Origin of the sequence: Psychrobacter sp. NG25, from assembly GCF_015234355.1 — a bacterium.
Classification (GTDB): Bacteria; Pseudomonadota; Gammaproteobacteria; order Pseudomonadales; family Moraxellaceae; genus Psychrobacter.
This window is the reverse complement of sequence record NZ_JADGMV010000006.1, coordinates 103,874-120,749: the sequence shown is the minus strand read 5'-3', so window position 1 is coordinate 120,749 and position 16,876 is coordinate 103,874. Positions and strand designations below refer to the sequence as shown.

The 16,876-nt window shown below is 41.6% G+C and carries 16 protein-coding genes; 10 read left to right on the top strand and 6 right to left on the bottom strand.

The window, feature by feature from the left end:
• The first annotated feature begins 400 nt into the window (after positions 1 to 400).
• Together uvrA and IPZ60_RS10355 are read left to right on the top strand one after the other, a co-directional pair.
• Positions 401 to 3,307 carry an excinuclease ABC subunit UvrA gene (gene uvrA / locus IPZ60_RS10360; RefSeq protein WP_194197715.1) on the top strand — a complete coding sequence of 969 codons (2,907 nt, stop codon included), beginning with the start codon at positions 401 to 403 and terminating at the stop codon, positions 3,305 to 3,307.
• A 271-nt stretch (positions 3,308 to 3,578) separates the two neighbouring features.
• The gene (locus tag IPZ60_RS10355) at positions 3,579 to 3,854 is read left to right on the top strand and encodes a hypothetical protein (RefSeq protein WP_194197714.1); all 276 of its coding nucleotides are present in this window, start codon (positions 3,579 to 3,581) and stop codon (positions 3,852 to 3,854) included.
• Between the two features lie 84 nt (positions 3,855 to 3,938).
• Here the strand turns inward: IPZ60_RS10355 and IPZ60_RS10350 are convergent, their stop codons facing one another.
• Positions 3,939 to 4,403: a TFIIB-type zinc ribbon-containing protein gene (locus IPZ60_RS10350; protein WP_194197713.1), complete on the bottom strand. Its 465-nt coding sequence runs from the start codon at positions 4,401 to 4,403 to the stop codon at positions 3,939 to 3,941.
• Between the two features lie 199 nt (positions 4,404 to 4,602).
• Here IPZ60_RS10350 and IPZ60_RS10345 point away from each other — a divergent pair, with 199 nt between their 5' ends.
• Positions 4,603 to 4,965 (top strand): hypothetical protein, encoded by a 363-nt coding sequence (locus IPZ60_RS10345; protein ID WP_194197712.1) that lies wholly within the window; start codon positions 4,603 to 4,605, stop codon positions 4,963 to 4,965.
• 302 nt (positions 4,966 to 5,267) lie between these two features.
• Here the strand turns inward: IPZ60_RS10345 and IPZ60_RS10340 are convergent, their stop codons facing one another.
• Entirely contained in the window at positions 5,268 to 5,777 is a 510-nt protein-coding gene (locus IPZ60_RS10340) for a hypothetical protein (protein WP_194197711.1), read from the bottom strand.
• 113 nt (positions 5,778 to 5,890) lie between these two features.
• Here IPZ60_RS10340 and IPZ60_RS10335 point away from each other — a divergent pair, with 113 nt between their 5' ends.
• Positions 5,891 to 6,385, top strand: a complete 495-nt coding sequence (locus IPZ60_RS10335) for a hypothetical protein (protein WP_194197710.1) — start codon at positions 5,891 to 5,893, stop codon at positions 6,383 to 6,385.
• A gap of 23 nt (positions 6,386 to 6,408) precedes the next feature.
• On the top strand, positions 6,409 to 6,921 hold the full coding sequence (locus IPZ60_RS10330) for a hypothetical protein (protein ID WP_194197709.1): 513 nt from the start codon (positions 6,409 to 6,411) through the stop codon (positions 6,919 to 6,921).
• A 232-nt stretch (positions 6,922 to 7,153) separates the two neighbouring features.
• On the opposite strand, the gene IPZ60_RS10325 is transcribed toward IPZ60_RS10330, so the two are convergent.
• On the bottom strand, positions 7,154 to 7,936 hold the full coding sequence (locus tag IPZ60_RS10325) for a M48 family metallopeptidase (protein ID WP_265087462.1): 783 nt from the start codon (positions 7,934 to 7,936) through the stop codon (positions 7,154 to 7,156).
• 452 nt (positions 7,937 to 8,388) lie between these two features.
• Here IPZ60_RS10325 and IPZ60_RS10320 point away from each other — a divergent pair, with 452 nt between their 5' ends.
• The 3 genes from IPZ60_RS10320 to gorA all read left to right on the top strand — a co-directional run bounded on the left by IPZ60_RS10320 (position 8,389) and on the right by gorA (position 11,178).
• Entirely contained in the window at positions 8,389 to 9,177 is a 789-nt protein-coding gene (locus IPZ60_RS10320) for a threonine/serine exporter ThrE family protein (protein ID WP_194197849.1), read from the top strand.
• 1 nt (position 9,178) lies between these two features.
• Positions 9,179 to 9,631 carry a threonine/serine exporter family protein gene (locus IPZ60_RS10315; protein ID WP_110923241.1) on the top strand — a complete coding sequence of 151 codons (453 nt, stop codon included), beginning with the start codon at positions 9,179 to 9,181 and terminating at the stop codon, positions 9,629 to 9,631.
• Positions 9,632 to 9,813: 182 nt separating this feature from the next.
• Positions 9,814 to 11,178 (top strand): glutathione-disulfide reductase, encoded by a 1,365-nt coding sequence (gene gorA, locus IPZ60_RS10310; protein WP_194197707.1) that lies wholly within the window; start codon positions 9,814 to 9,816, stop codon positions 11,176 to 11,178.
• 100 nt (positions 11,179 to 11,278) lie between these two features.
• Here the strand turns inward: gorA and IPZ60_RS10305 are convergent, their stop codons facing one another.
• A complete protein-coding gene (locus IPZ60_RS10305) occupies positions 11,279 to 12,466 on the bottom strand; it encodes a hypothetical protein (RefSeq protein ID WP_194197706.1) in 1,188 nt (395 codons plus the stop codon).
• A gap of 82 nt (positions 12,467 to 12,548) precedes the next feature.
• Here IPZ60_RS10305 and IPZ60_RS10300 point away from each other — a divergent pair, with 82 nt between their 5' ends.
• A complete protein-coding gene (locus IPZ60_RS10300; protein WP_194197705.1) occupies positions 12,549 to 12,761 on the top strand; it encodes a hypothetical protein in 213 nt (70 codons plus the stop codon).
• A gap of 45 nt (positions 12,762 to 12,806) precedes the next feature.
• Here the strand turns inward: IPZ60_RS10300 and IPZ60_RS10295 are convergent, their stop codons facing one another.
• Together IPZ60_RS10295 and IPZ60_RS10290 are read right to left on the bottom strand one after the other, a co-directional pair.
• A complete protein-coding gene (locus tag IPZ60_RS10295) occupies positions 12,807 to 13,430 on the bottom strand; it encodes a GNAT family N-acetyltransferase (protein ID WP_194197704.1) in 624 nt (207 codons plus the stop codon).
• Between the two features lie 89 nt (positions 13,431 to 13,519).
• Positions 13,520 to 15,205, bottom strand: a complete 1,686-nt coding sequence (locus tag IPZ60_RS10290; protein ID WP_194197703.1) for an FAD-dependent oxidoreductase — start codon at positions 15,203 to 15,205, stop codon at positions 13,520 to 13,522.
• Positions 15,206 to 15,520: 315 nt separating this feature from the next.
• Here IPZ60_RS10290 and truD point away from each other — a divergent pair, with 315 nt between their 5' ends.
• Positions 15,521 to 16,693, top strand: coding sequence for a tRNA pseudouridine(13) synthase TruD (gene truD, locus IPZ60_RS10285; protein ID WP_227669338.1), 1,173 nt, complete (start codon positions 15,521 to 15,523; stop codon positions 16,691 to 16,693).
• Positions 16,694 to 16,876: the final 183 nt, after the last annotated feature.

The window sequence follows — 16,876 nt, the reverse complement described above, 5'->3', positions numbered from 1 at the left end:
CTATCATGACAATAAAGTAAGACGGCGCAAACATTACCAGAGCAGCACTATATAGCTTAGACAATACCTTATACAGAATTGACCCTATAACGAATACCTCTCATAAAATGACATTGTTTGGCAAAATCTATAACAAACCTTACCTGTTACTCACTGCTGATTTGATTTAGATTTACTTATCAAAACAAAAACTTAAAATCAGAAACTAAAACAAGGGCACACCGACTGTCGTTTACATCGTTTCGTTTGTATCGCTCTATAAAACTATCCACGCCTTTATAGAGCGATATGAATGACAGCACTATCTACAATTTTAATAAACCACTGCAACTTCATTTACGCTTTTAACGTTTAGACATTTTTTAAATACCAATTTTAGCAAATAGGAAACCTATCACCGATGGCACATGACCATATCGCAATACGCGGCGCACGTACGCACAATTTAAAAAACATCGATTTAGACATACCACGAGATAAATTCGTGGTCATCACTGGTTTATCAGGTTCTGGTAAATCATCATTGGCATTCGATACATTATATGCCGAAGGGCAACGCCGTTATGTCGAGAGCTTATCGGCCTATGCACGTCAGTTCCTATCACAGATGGAAAAGCCTGACGTCGATAGTATCGAGGGCCTATCCCCTGCGATTGCTATCGAGCAAAAATCGACCAACCATAACCCACGATCTACGGTCGGTACGATTACTGAGATTTATGATTATCTGCGTCTGCTGTATGCACGTATTGGTACGCCGTTTTGCCCTGAGCATGGCGAGCCAATGGTTGCACAGTCAGTCACCGAAATGGTCGACCAAGTCATGGCTTTACCAGATGACACCAAAATCATGATTTTGGCACCCGTCATTCGTGAGCGTAAAGGTGAGCATACGGTCTTGCTTGAGCAGCTCATTGGTCAAGGCTTTGTGCGTGTGCGCGTCGACGGCGATGTCTATGATACTGACGAGCTACCAACACTCGATAAGAAGAAAAAACATACCATCGAAGTGGTGGTCGATCGCTTCAAAGTTCGTGATGACTTGGGTAACCGCGTCGCAGAGAGTTTAGAGACTGCCCTACGCTTAGGTCAAGGTCTGGTCACACTGCATTTCATGGATGGCAATCCAAAAGAAGGCGGTGATGAAAACCAAGTCATGTCAGCCAAGCATTCTTGCCCTGTCTGTGATCGTGCCGTCTCTGAGCTTGAGCCACGCATGTTCAGTTTTAACAATCCGTACGGCGCTTGTCCAAGCTGTGACGGTCTCGGTAAACGTCAATACTTCTCTGCTGAGAAACTGATTACCCATCATGAAAAATCGCTCAATCAAGGAGCCATCAATGGTTGGGATAAGCGTCATGCTTATTACTTCGGTCTGCTATCGACTGTATGCAATCATTTTAAAATTGATATGGATGCGCCGTGGCAAGATCTACCAAAAGAGCAGCAAGACCTCATTATGAATGGCTCTGGTAAAGAAAAGCTCACCTTTAACTTTACCGATGAGCGCGGTCGTAAAACCAATAAGACCGTACCATTTGAAGGCGTGCTTCCTTATCTAGAACGTCGTTATGCTAAGACGCAAAGCAATCTCGTACGTGACGAGCTGGCCAAATACTTGGCTGATACTACTTGTAACGTCTGTGATGGTGCGCGTTTGAATGAAATCTCACGCAATGTCCGTGTTGATGATCAAACCATCGCTGAAATCGTCAAACTGTCTATCGGTGATGCTGCAGAGTATTATAAAACGCTAAAGATTGGCGGTCATAAAGGTGAAGTCGCAGAAAAAATCTTTAAAGAGATCAATGAGCGTCTGAACTTCCTAGTGAGTGTCGGACTGGACTACTTATCCCTTGCCCGCTCTGCTGAAACGCTATCGGGCGGTGAAGCGCAGCGTATTCGTCTTGCCAGCCAAATCGGTGCCGGCCTAATGGGTGTGATGTATGTACTCGATGAGCCCTCTATTGGACTCCATCAACGTGACAATGATCGCCTGCTCAAAACTCTGACGCGCTTGCGTGATTTGGGTAATACGGTACTGGTCGTTGAGCATGATGAAGATGCGATTCGCCAAGCGGATCACGTCATCGATATCGGTGTCGGCGCAGGCGTACATGGCGGTCATATCATCGCTCAAGGTACCGTCGATGACATCATGGCAAATAAAGAATCGCTGACTGGACAATACATGTCTGGTAAGAAAAAAATCGAAATTCCAACCATTCGTCATCAACCAAAAATGATGGATGTGGAAGTCAAAGGTAAAGCTAAGCCCAAACAAGTCCCAATGACGATCGAGCTAAAAGGTGCCTCAGGCAACAACTTGCACGATGTTGATTTGACGTTACCAATCGGTGTCATGACTTGTATCACTGGGGTTTCGGGTTCTGGTAAATCGACCCTGATCAACCGTACGCTGATGCCACTAGCTGCAACGCAGTTGAATAATGCCTCCACGCTGATAGCAGACAAGTTTGAAAGCATTAGCGGACTTGAGCATTTGGACAAAATGGTCGATATTGATCAAAGCCCAATTGGTCGTACACCGCGCTCAAACCCAGCGACTTATACAGGCGTGTTTACCCCAGTACGTGAGATGTTTGCACAAACGCAAGAAGCGCGTGCTCGTGGTTATAAAGCTGGTCGCTTTAGCTTCAATGTAAAAGGCGGACGCTGTGAGATGTGTCAAGGTGATGGTCTCATTAAAGTTGAGATGCATTTCTTACCAGACATGTATGTACCTTGTGATACTTGTGAAGGCAAGCGCTATAACCGCGAGACCTTAGAGATTCACTATAAAGGCAAAACCATCGCCGACGTACTCGATATGACCGTTGAAGACGCGACTGAGTTCTTCTCAGCCATTCCAGCGATCTATCGTCGTCTGCAAGCCTTGATGGATGTTGGTCTGAGCTATATTCGCTTGGGTCAGTCTGCACCGACACTGTCAGGTGGTGAAGCACAGCGTGTCAAACTGGCTCGTGAGCTTGCTAAACGCGATACGGGACAGACGCTCTACATCTTGGATGAGCCAACCACTGGTTTGCATTTCCATGATATCGATAAGCTGCTCAATATCTTGCATGCCCTACGTGATAAAGGTAATACTATCGTGGTCATCGAGCATAACTTAGATGTCATCAAAACGGCGGATTGGGTGATTGATCTAGGCCCAGAAGGCGGCAAAGGTGGCGGTATGATCATCGCAGAAGGTACGCCTGAGCAAGTGGCGGAAGTCAAAGAGTCATATACAGGTATATTCTTGAAGCCGATGCTTGAGCAAGGCATGAAAGAAGTAAGCTAATTCAAACCAGTGAATCGTCAATGAAAGGCCACTCTTTATAGGGTGGCCTTTTTTGTTGCCTATCATCATGTCGCCAACCTTACTGAATTAAAGTGCACTAAGTATCGGATTTACCACTATTTTTATAGTATCTCTATTTGTACTTACTCATTACGTTACCTTTCTTAATATTTTGTTAAATGTATTTCAACTTCAATTGCATTATTATTTGAGCAGTTCAACGGTATTCGTGAACTTCGGCTATATATAAATATCTCATTGAGGATTTCGTATGAAAAAATTATTGTTCATTATCTTAGCATCTACTGTTGGTGTTAGCGCCTGTGCATCAAGCGGAACGTCAGATAGCAGCCATAGTCACGATCAGCAAAAGCCAGCGATATCAGCTGACATGAAACAAGCCATGGATGATTGCGCTAAAAACACTGGCGTAAAAATGTCTAAAGACAGTCGCCCAAGCCAAAGTGATATGCAGAAATTAGATGCATGTATGACTGCAAAAGGTTATAAAAAACCTGAAGGCCAAGGTCAAGGCCGTCCGCAATAATTAGCATTTTTTAGTTAATTGTTGATAAAAGGTCACTCTTTAGTGAGTGGCTTTTTTTGAGAACTATAAAATAAAGCATAGCGGCTATATTTTATTTTTCAAAAGCTCAATCGCTTTTAAGATTTGATCACGATTCTTAGCTGCTTTCAGCCACTTTGGCAAACGACTGGCTAGTGAGCTATTTATCCAAGTATCAATATCTGGATTGCGTTGTCTATGTTTAGCTGATACAAAACCCTCTAGATATTCTAGATGACGCTTATTGAACGCCCATAGACTCTTGCCAACACATTCTATTTGTAGCCATAGATTTGCGCCAAAATAACCATCTGTTGGATTATCTACGCCCCAATAAAATGTTCTTTGCTCAGCTAATGTTTCTTGATGATAGCCACAACTCGGACAAGTTAATCTCGCTTTATCATTATGTAGTGTAACGACGGCTTTAGAACTGCATTTCGGGCAATAAACTAGCGTAGGATCCTCTTTGCTAGGCGTACTAATAGACAGTCTATTTTCTTCATTTTCTTGAAAACGTTGTGTAGTCATGTCGTGACCATAATGAAAGATGGATTAAGCGTTTTAATATGTAGTCATATCCTCTATAAAGGAGTGACGGCGTTGACCTCGCTTGAAGTATCATAGTTACATCTGCACTCGGTTGCATTAACTCTTTTTTAAACTGAATCAACCATACAGTCATTGGGTATTATAACCTTCGCCCAATATATAAATTTCAGAGGAAGAAATGGGTCCTGATACAAGTGATGGCATCATTACTAATATAGATAGTATCTTATACAAAGCCTATATTCGAGATGCATATGAAGATACTATTTTCTACTACGACTTGTGTAAATATACAGGCAAGGATATATTGCTAGTAGGTACTCAAGTCACATACTATAAACTATATTATAAAACCCCAATTGCCGTTGGCTTATTTACTAAAAAAGAAATATGTAGTGCTAAATTGTTCAAAAGCTATGATAAAAAAAGATATTATTCAAGTTGTTCTGGACAGGGGTTTGAAATGTCCACGTATAAGACTTTACTTCTTGGTATATGTTTTTTATTGGGTATTACTATAGGCTTAATCAACTTGTTTTGATTTCGATAGGTAAGCTGATGCTGGAAATTAGAGGCCTGTATGAGTGCAAAAGGGTATAAAAACCTGAAGGTTAAGGTCGTCCGCAATAATTAGTATTTTCAGATGACTGATGATGAAAGGCTACTCTTTAGGGAGTGGCTTTTTTTGTTTGACTATAGTAATACTTACTTCCAGACTTGCCACCATTTTTTGCCTATAAAATCATTATTCTTATATTTAAAAAAACCTGAATCAATTATATGTTCATCTAATGTATGAACATCAAATCCAATTTTATCATTCATCAATTCGTGCAAAATTAGTTACGGTAGTGATTCTTCAGTATAAAACTCAGTCTCGCTATCAGGATGAAAATAGACCTTTTCATGTTCATAATCTTCATCATTCATAAACTTTGTAGGCAAACCTCTCCATTTGGACTCAATCTCATATAGCTCGCCTTCATCGACAGTAATTCCATAGGTAATGCTGCGAAATTTTCTGACAATCTTCTTATCGAGTATAACTGCATAACTGTAAGTACCTCCACTATCATACTCTTCGAAAACAAAAACAAATTTAGGAACAAAAGTCTTCTGAATCATATCCATATTATATGAGCTATTATTCTGTAGAATTTCATCAACAAATTTGGAGTTAGATACTATCAAATATTTATCAGTCTTAGCGATGAAAAAGCAATCCTCGTCTCTACAATCACAATGCTTTTCAATAGGTATAAACTCTTTATTGAATAAATTAGTCAAGACCGACATAAAATCTAAGTCTTTCGTATCTGTTTGGATTACAACGCCGCAGAAGGATGTACCCATAAATTATTCTCCATTTTTACAATAATTATGCCTCACATACCGTAGCATATCTCATGAAACCTCTTAAAATGTCACAATTCCATTCAAATCATTAATAGTAAGTCTATAATCTTATGAATTTCAATACACATTTAGAAAGAAATAAATTGGCTGTTATTAGCGCTCTCAGTAGTGACAAATCAGTATTGATTGGTGAGTTTATTATTATTCTAAAAAACTCGGCTTCTTTATTAAAAATAGGTAATTTTAGTTTTTGGATTGATGAATTGCAAAACATCGACCATTCAGAAATCCCAATGACAAAGCATGCAGTCGTTGACGCTCAAAAATCATGGAGTGAATATAGTTATAGTAGAATAACCTTTGGAAATATATTGTTAGATACGTGTGAAAAGTTATTTACCTATTGGCAGGAAGATGACCTCTGTAGCACGCAGGGTCAGTTCTACTACTACAAAGATAAGAATACAAATCTAGTTTTCAAGGAAAGTGTGTTTGGCTGTATTGAATATGTTGATAGAGCTATGAATAAGAGTACTGATACTCAATTTGGTATCGCATTGATTTCAGATTTACATGGAGTCGTTATAGTTAATAATTTATATTAGTGAATCATATTCTGAGCAACCCTATGAAATCTCATCAAGAAATATTAGTACAGTGTTGGTATGACAAAACAGATATAGAGTCAATTATTCAATGGGCTGATACATTCGTTAAAAATAACGACCACATTCCTGAAGAAGTGTTTGAAATTTTTTATGCGCCAAAACATCATGTTGAAGACATTTTTTTCAGACTAACTGTAGCTACGGAACCAGGTTTTTTACCGCAATCATTGAGTGCAGAAATCTTAGCGGCTAAATATCTAATCAACTTAATTAAAAGATATTTAAATGATGAAATTACTCCTCTAGATATCTGTAGAGTAATTAATAATATTGATTGCGGTTTTATGGATGCTCCGAGAGATTTACCTGATAACGTTGCCTACTACCCTTGTTGGCTTGGCGATTTATACAATAGCTGTGATTGGTGTGATGAGACGTGGACAAACGACAGTGCGCCTCACTTAAAACAAGATTTGGAGAATCAATTGCCTCATATTACTGAGTGGATTGAAAGTCAACGCTCACCTAAATGAACTCCCTCTCAACATTTATCAGCCGTACATCTACCGTACGCTCGCCGCTCTCACAAACCGCGACGTTGGGCGTATTACCAAAGCCCCTAAGTTGGGTATAGCATGCGACGTAATTTCAAAATTAAACCAGTCATTTTTCGATATTTCTTTGCAAAAAAAGTAAGCCTCTCGACTTACTTTTTTTATTTGCCATACTTTTTTAATAGTATCGCACTGATCTAATTGTACCGATCTATTGAGGTGCTTTAGCAGCCGCTTGATAAATTGGCGTAACTTCAGGCAAGAGTGCTTTGATTTTAGCGATACGCTGCTGAGAGTTTGGATGCGTAGACGTCAAAGTAACTAAGGCACTACTACGACCATTTTCGGCTTCCATTTTTTCCCATACTGACACTGCAGATGCTGGGTTATAGCCTGCCTGCGCCATCAAACGTAAACCACCCGCATCAGCTTGTGATTCTTGACTACGAGAAAACGGCTTATCAATACCTAGGTCATTAATTAGGCCCAATGCATTATCACTTAACCCTGTTTTTGACTGTAGTTGTGCACCACCTAACTGCATCGCTAAACCAGTCAGAACCTTTTGCCCTGCGTCCTTTTTACTGTGCTCAGACAATGCATGGGTCATTTCGTGTCCCATGATTGCAGCAATTTCTGCATCAGTTAACTTCAACGTCTCTACAATACCTGTGTAAAAGGCCATTTTGCCACCAGGCATTGCCCAAGCATTTAACTCAGGTGAACGTATAACCGTGATCTGCCAATCAAAAGGAACGCCTGTTGTATTGGCTTGAACGGCGTAAGGCTTTATACGATTAAAGACTTTCTTAACTCGAATGGCGGTGGCAGATGTACTATCTACTGCGCCTTGACTCTTGGCACTGGAAACCACTTGAGAGTAGCTTTTTGCCGCATCGCTATTTAAGGTAGCGGTATCGTATCCTGCCATATCGGCGACAGTAGTACAGCCCACCAACGTAGTAATGGTGGTAAGCAATAGAACATTTTTCATTTTATTAAAAGTGGTCATTAGACGTCCAAGTTAAAAGATACAATTAAAGTAGGTAGCTAGATAAAGGTTATAAATTGAGAATGTAACCAAAATGTAAGTAATGTGTCTAAATTATCGAGGAGAGATTATCACCATAGAAAACAAAAGTCTATTAATTTTACAATCTATCGCCTACTTTCCATCACAAGTCATACCCAACATGCATCTGAAATATATAACGTCATTCTTTTAGTTTGAGTCACTGCTTAGAGCGCATCCTGCAACCCAAATCCACTTAAATAACCATTCTGTCTACAGTCATCACCTGCACAACTGCGCCAGTCTCTATCTTTTCTTGTCTAAGAAACCTTATCCTTTGTAGTAGCATCAAATATAATGTCCAATAATGCCTGCGCGTCAGCATCCAGACCCTTTATAATAGGCTATCAATAACCAACATGCGTACTTCCACAATGACCTCTATCAGTTACGTAAAGCAGCAGCGCATTACCCGACTATGCGTGCGCTGCGGCCTACTTCTTATGCAGTATGGTGCTGAGTCTGCCATCGTGGTGGACTTATCCAAACGCTTGGGCATTGCTTTGGGTATGAACAGCGTAGAATGCTCGCTCAATTTTAATGCCCTTACCTTGACCACTATCTGTGATGAGCGCTGTATCACGACTACCAGAGACACGATCAATCAGAGTATCAACGTCAATTTATTGGTGCAAATTCAGCAAATCGTTAATAAGACCGAAGATACCATCGGTAATGATGATTTGATAGACCTGACTACGCTTGCCTTTGATGAGTTAGACAAGACCGTTTATCCAACATGGCTAGTCGGTATATTTGTGGGCATCTCTTGTGCCGCATTTGCTTACCTTAACAGTGCCAGTTGGTTGATGACGGCAGTGACTTTTGTCGCTGGTATGGTGGCGATGCTCACTCGCATTTATCTGTCCAAACACCACTTCAACCCCTTTATAACGGTCATCGTGACGGCATTTATTGCCTCTCTCATTGGCGCAACCACGTATTATTTTGATATTGGGAACAATGCCGATATCGCCGTCGCATCCAGCGTGCTGCTACTGGTGCCAAGCTTTCCGCTCATCAATTCTTTTTCAGATATCCTAAAAGGCTATGTCAATATCGGGGTTGGACGTGCCGTGTTTACCTATATGTTGACCTTATCCGCGTGCGTTGGCATCGTGATGGCACTCATTTTACTTCAAATACAGCACTGGGGGTTTTGACATGTGGTTTATAGAAACCGTCGTACTGTCTTGCATCATCACCCTTGGTTGGACGCTAATGTTCACCGTACCTAAGCGATATATTCTACCGTGTTTGCTCATGACTGCTTTTGGGTTTGGACTAAAAACAGCCCTTGTCCATCAGCAAGTACATCTTGTAGTAGCCAGCTTTTTTGGCGCCATGCTCGCCAGCTTTTTGGGCGTGTATTTTTCTAAGAAATATACCCTACCGCCTAAAGCACTCATTTCTCCAAGTGTCATCTGTATGATGCCCGGTATCGCCGCATATAAGGCGATGGTCAGTATGGTGCAGATTGGTTATTTTGGTTTTTCAGACGAGTTATTTAGTCAAATGATGGTGTACTTGTTTGAGGCTTTGTTTGTGACCTCAGGATTGGTACTGGGTTTGTCGATTCCTGGGCTGTTATTTTATAGACGTCGTGCTATTGTTTAAGTGGGTCTAGATAAGCTTAGCTGTATAAATACTGACAACATGGAAGCAACTCAACACACCTTAACCATAAAAAACTTGTAAGATGGATTATAAGACCCATTACAGTAAAGTCCAAACCAATAGCATTCAAAACAATAAACCTTAAAACTGTACCAATAACAATTTAATAAAGAGACCTGATTATGACCAAACATTATGACTATATCTCCATTGGCGGCGGCAGCGGCGGTATCGCCTCAATCAACCGTGCAGCAAGCTATGGCAAAAAATGCGCTATTATCGAAGCCAACCAACTGGGTGGCACTTGTGTGAATTTGGGCTGTGTTCCCAAAAAAGTGATGTGGTATGGCGCACAAGTTGCCGAAGCCATCCATAAATATGCGCCAGATTATGGTTTTGATGTTGAATTTAAAGGTTTTGATTTCCAAAAACTGGTGCAGAGCCGTCAACAGTACATCGAAAATATTCACCGCTCTTATGACAATAACTTGGCCAAAAATGGCGTCGAAGTGATCAAAGGCTTTGCCAAATTTGTCGATACCAATACCGTCGAAGTCAATGGCGAACATATCACCGCTGACCATATTTTGATTGCCACAGGCGGTCATCCGATTCAACCAGACATCAAAGGCGCAGAACACGGTATTGATTCTGATGGCTTCTTTGCCTTGAACCATTTGCCAAAACGCGTGGCGATTGTGGGTGCAGGCTATATCGCTGTCGAAATCGCAGGCGTGTTAAACAGTCTGGGTGCAGAGGTGCATTTGTATGTGCGCAAACACTCGCCACTACGTACGTTTGATCATACTATCGTAGAGACTCTGCTGATAGAGATGGAGCAAGCTGGCATCAAATTACACACCAACACGGTGATCAATGAAGTCAATAAAAATGCTGATGACAGCCTCGATTTGACCACCAATGATGGCGGCGAAGACTGTATCGATACTGTTGACTGCTTGATCTGGGCGATTGGTCGCGCGCCATCGACAGACGGCATCAACCTGCAAGTGACAGGCGTTGCCACGACTGAGACGGGCAAAATCAAAGTCGATAAATTCCAAAACACCAACGTCGATGGTATTTATGCAGTTGGCGATATTATCGAAAACAGTGTAGACCTAACGCCTGTAGCGATTGCCGCTGGTCGCCGCTTATCTGAGCGTCTGTTTAACAATAAGCCAAATGAGCATTTAGACTATACGCTGATACCGACCGTAATTTTCACCCATCCAGCTATCGGTACAATTGGCTTGTCTGAGATTGATGCCATCAATCTGCATGATAAAGAAAACATCAAATGCTATACCTCAACGTTCACTGATATGTATAGCGCCGTTACTCAACATCGCCAAAAATGCACCATGAAGCTAGTGTGCTTGGGTGATGACGAAAAAGTCATTGGCCTTCATGGTATTGGTTTTGGTGTCGATGAGATGATTCAAGGCTTTGCCGTTGCGATTAAAATGGGCGCAACTAAAGCGGACTTTGACAATACGGTTGCCATTCACCCGACGGGTTCAGAAGAGTTTGTGACGATGCGTTAGTTGGCAATGCGCTAAACTTATTATCTTAGCTAAAAGTAAAAGGCCACTCTGAATCGAGTGGCCTTTTACTTTGGAATGTCCCGTCCTAGAATAAATGTTTTTATCTAACGCTCACATTGTTAAACTGCGTCAGGTTTTCCAGACTTCCCTGCTCGCTTTGTTGCACTGACTTGATTAAGACGTTCTTGTTAGACTGCTTCACTGTAATGCCTTGCTGATTGATCTGATAAACCACAGGCTTATTGAAAAAGCTAAGTGTCTTTTTAGCCATGTCATAGACAAATGGCCCATCATAATACAGCTCAATTCTGTCATTTTTATCGGCAAAGGCATAATACAACTGCTCACCTTCTTCGTTATAAGTCTTATTTAAGACCATTTTTTTACCGTTTTCTAAATCTAACTTATAAATGAATGGCAATCTACCATCGTAGTTTTCTTTATCGTACTCAGGTAGCATCTCATAGCTATCTTCTACCATTTTGCCATTCACTCTTGTGCGCTCGGTAATAGAAATAAATCCTTTTGAATGGTATTCTTCTACAAGCACATGTACGGCCACTGGCTTATTATCGATCACTTTATACTCTGAATACTGATGCCATCCTGCGCCACTCTTACTCATAGTATCTAAGGTTTTGGTGGTTTTATCAAAACCAAAAAATCCGCAATAATTCTGTGCCAACTCAGTAAACGCATCGCTATGCACAAAGGCATTACTTTCCTTTAAATAGACTTGATAAGACGGCCCACCATAGCAGCTATAATTGCCATCGCGCAGTGCCACATCTTTTTGTCCATCAAAATTAAAGTCATCATAAATCAGCACACTATGTTCACCATAAGGAAGATTGACGATATTGGCACTGATTTTTCCGCCCAATTGATGCTCTTTACTGTTATCTAACTCATAGTCAATATCGATATCAGATGGCTGACTGATAAGGGCTTTTTTAGTCTTTGACTCTATAATCTTTATGACACTATTTGTCTCATTACTTGCTTCAGTGCTTAACGTGCCATCTTCACCATTTGCGGTCTCGATAGTTGCATAGTAATCGTCCGAAAAATCTTGGATTTGATAGGTTTGCGCTAAGGCTGAATAGGACAATAGTGATGACACTAGCAGTACCGTCGGTAAAGCAATTGGTTTACGTCTCTTGCTAGGTATAAGAGCAATATTCATATAGATATCCTTATCGCCAAAGATGATAGAGAAAAAGAAACCGCCATTAAAGCGTACCACGACCACCACGTTAAAAGTATTTATCACAATAGTTAAAGCCACTTAGCAATTCCTGATACAAACAGTCATACAGACAGCGCAATCACGATGCTGCTATCATGCCATTAATAATGACCGTTGAGAGATGACTGTGTGGCAGGTGTACCTTTTTATATTACCGATTGGCTTAGGAATAATGACCTTGGCAGCGAGCTTGCTTTGTTTATTTGCTTACCTCATGTCCGATGACAATGCCACACGCTTGCCAGCCTTTAACTGGTTTAAGCGCTTAATCATCGTGGCATTTTTATTATTGAGTGTGGGTCTGTTTATGACTTTTGGGCATTTTTGGGGTTAAATTAGACAGTGTCGTTCTGAGTGTCTTTTTACTAGACCTACATTATCAGCCAACCATTTTTTCTAGCTCTAATAGCTCTAAGTCTTCACGCTTTGGCTCGCCATTATTACCATCATTTGGAAACGGCATTTTATTACCATTCAGCTTATAGCCACGGCGCTCATAGTAGGCCAATAGCTCAGGCCGATGACTTAAAATAGACATGGTCAGACGGCTCGGCTGATTCTGTGACTGTAAGTGACGATCTGCAAAAGTCTCAGCCGCTTGTAGTATCACATTACCGACTCCCTGCCCTTGCAGTATAGGATGTACCGCAAACATGCCGATATAGGCTTTCTTATTTGAGTCAGCATCAGTTTTAATATCGACAGCGATACAGCCAAGTATCTCACCCGTTTCTTCTCCATCACGGTTGCCCGTTATCGTTTTTGGATAAACAAAGTAATAGTGATTCGGGTCATTGATAACAGCAGCAAGCTCAGCTGAGGTCGTTCGAATACCACCAATCAAATCGGCCTCGTTGGTCCAACCTGCCGTCTCGCGATAGCAGCAATTCAATAGTTTTTCAAGTGCGCTAATATCATCTAATGTGGCTTCACGTAGAAATACAGACTCTTTATCAAATCGGTCTGTTTTTGTATGGCCTTGATTTATATTATTTTCGTTCATATTATAATTATCCTTTTTTATTCATGTATAAAAAAACTGGCTTAGATTCCTAAGCCAGTCTAAATAATAATACTTATTACTTTGTAGTGCTAGAGCGATAATGCTTGTGCTTGCTTGATAATATCAAACCCTGCATGGAGCTGCGCACGCGTCGGTGCATGACCACGGCGAAGTAGCTCAGAGAAAGCGACCAATTCTTTGTCACGACCAAGCGTACTTGCCGCGCTGGCTCGGCTGTCCTCTCCTGCGTCATCGAAATAGTACTCGATATAATCGAGCGTGTCTGGCGTACCAAGCAGTATGCTGTTATCTGGCGTTTGCGCATGGCCGCTATAGCGTAGGCTTTTGCCATATTGCATGGTCCAAAAAAACGGCACACGGGCATCTAACGTCTCTACTGTGTCGTCTTTTAATATCGCAGTTGCCGCCACGAGCCCATGCTGTAATGCCACACGCCAATGCTCAATACGCATACGTCCCATCTGCCCAGATGCTTTTGCGATATCGCCCAGTGCATATACCCCATCACGCAATTGTAGTTTGCTATCGACCTGTACCCCATCAGGATCATTGACCTCTTCTAACAGCGCAGTATTGGCAGATACTCCTGTGCCTAAAATCACAATGTCGGCATCAATCTGCTCACCATTTCCTAGTATCACACCGCCCACTTGTGAAAAGGTTTGGTTCTCTTCTTCATTCTCAGACTGATTGACAACCCTCTTAACCTCAGTAATTGCATTGACCGTGGCATCAAATACAAAGTTAACGCCGTTTTCTTCGTGCAACTTGATAAGCGCATTACTAACGGTTTCTGAGACAATATTACCCATTACACGGTCAGACTGCCCAACCACTGTGATTGAAGCTGTCGTGCCTGCCTGCGCTAAGGCTGAGGCGACCTCCATACCAATAAACCCAGTACCGATAATCACCACGCGCTGATCATGACTGGCCGCCTTAATCAACTTGGCATCATCCATACTGCGTAAGGTATATACGCCATCTAACTCTACTCCCATAATAGGCGGTATAGTAGGTGACGACCCTGTGGCCACCACCAAATAATCGGCAGATATGGTTTTATCACTACTATTCTCATCGTTGCTGTTACTATTGCTGTTACTACTGTCACTAACAACCATTAAAGTACGCTCATTAGGCAATACCTTGCTCACCGTTTGATTCAAGCGCAAATCAATATTGTTGTCTTTGGCCCAGTCGCTACCGCCCAGCAGCAGCTTTTCTTCGGGCATATTTCCTGCCAAAAAAGCTTTGGACAATAACGGACGATTATAAGGGGCTTTGTTGTCAGCACTAATCAATGTGATATCACCGCCATATCCGGTATTTCGCAGGTAATGTGCCGTCATAAACCCAGCCGCACCGCCACCTACAATCACAGTATGAGTGTCTGTCAATTTATCATTTGGTATATCAGTCTTTTCTTTGGCTGATGTCGTCACAATCAACTCATCACCAGTATCAGTCAGTTGATATTGGGTCAAGCCTTCGATAGCGATTGGCTCTAACAATGTACCATCACGACTATCAAAAGTAGCATGATGCCATGGGCAAACCACACGGTTGCCACAGCGTAACCCGTTGCCTAAATCTGCCCCTGCATGTGGGCATTTACCATCAAACGCATGAAACTCGTCGTCGTCTCGGGTGATTAAAATGATACTATCATCATCCTGCTTGTATGATTTCATGCCGCCACTTGGAATGTCTGCCTTGCTGATAGTAACTGTGTTAATCGTTGCATTGGTCATAAGTCTTCCTTAACGGTTATAATAGATTTCTAATAAAAACGGTATGAAGACAACTCTATGATCTTTTCATACCCTATTCATCGATAGTAGCAAGACCATATAGCACACGCTGTTTTTTTGTATGTTTACTGCGTTGCAAAACGTAATTTTCACGTTTCATCTAAAACCCTCTATTACCATGACTTCCATTTAAAATTTACAATCAAAATAAAAGATTACTTTATGACTTATCCAGACAACCATCTCGAAACGCCTACGACCTCTACTTCTGAACTGTATTTGGAGAGCAAGCCAGTTACGTGTACATCCGTTGATATGGCCGATATCGATATTTCAGCTGCCGCGGATACTGAGCAATTGCCACAGCCGATGCAGCCACCGTTAAAACAGGCAACTTATAAAGCCAATACTACGGATTTCATCGTTAATGAGATATTGCCATTAGACTTTACCAATGAAGGTGAGCATCTATGGTTGCATATCGAAAAATCAGGTATGAACACTGCTTATTTGGCCAAACTGTTATCAGAATGGGCAGAGATTCCATTACGTGATGTTGGGTATTCAGGACTGAAAGACCGTCATGCACTAACGACACAGTGGTTTAGCCTACGAATACCAAAGAAGCAGTTGCCAGCAACTGAGTTTGCACCGATAGATATCGGAGAGACAGAGTCAGTCACTATTCTCGCTCAGCATTGGCATAACAAAAAGCTCAATCGTGGTACGCATCGTGCCAATCAATTCGTGATTACCTTACGTGATATTCAGTTTGAAAATATCGATACTGAGACCCCAGAACCTGGGCAGCTATTGTCTGCAAAAGAAGCAGTCGAGCAGTATTTATCGAATATTAGCCAAAGTGGTGTCCCCAATTATTTTGGTCCGCAGCGCTTTGGACGTAATGGCAATAATATTAGAGAAGCCTTATCACTGTTTGCCCGTCCACCGCGAGCGCCTCGCCCATCGTCTAAAAAGAGTAAAAGCAAGCGTGCACCACGTGAGCAAAACACGATGGAGCTGTCTGCAGCCCGTAGCTTGATATTTAATGAGATATTGGCAGCACGCGTACGCGATGGTAGCTGGAACACCAGTCTATCTGGTGAAGTGTTTAATCTAGATGGCTCAGGATCGATCTTTACGAGTGAAGAGGTAGACGACACATTACGTGAACGAATGGCTAGTGGTGATATCCATCCAACCGCTGTGTTGTGGGGCATAGACAATGACAAAGTAAGTGACGCGGCGGCAGATATTGAACGTGATACCGTAAAACATAGCCCATTACTGACGCAGTTAGCAGCAGGATTAGAACAACGAGATATAAAATCACAACGAAGAGCGCTGCGTCTACCTGTCGAAGCATTAACATGGGAATGGCGTGATTCAGAAGAAGACTCGCAAACGCTAGTACTGAATTTCACGCTAACGACTGGCAGCTTTGCAACGAGTGTATTGGCAAGTTTGGTACAGCAGTTAATTTTTTAATTAAGTAGATATAGTCATTTCACTATAAAGGTATTACTGCGTCAGTCTCGCTTGAAGTATTCGATATACATCTGCACTCGGTTGCCTTGTACTACTTTTAAATTGAATCGACTATAGTAGTTATCAGTACAGGTTAGAACATTCATATCGATGGCAGCAGTTATCTATGAATGTTCAGCTGCT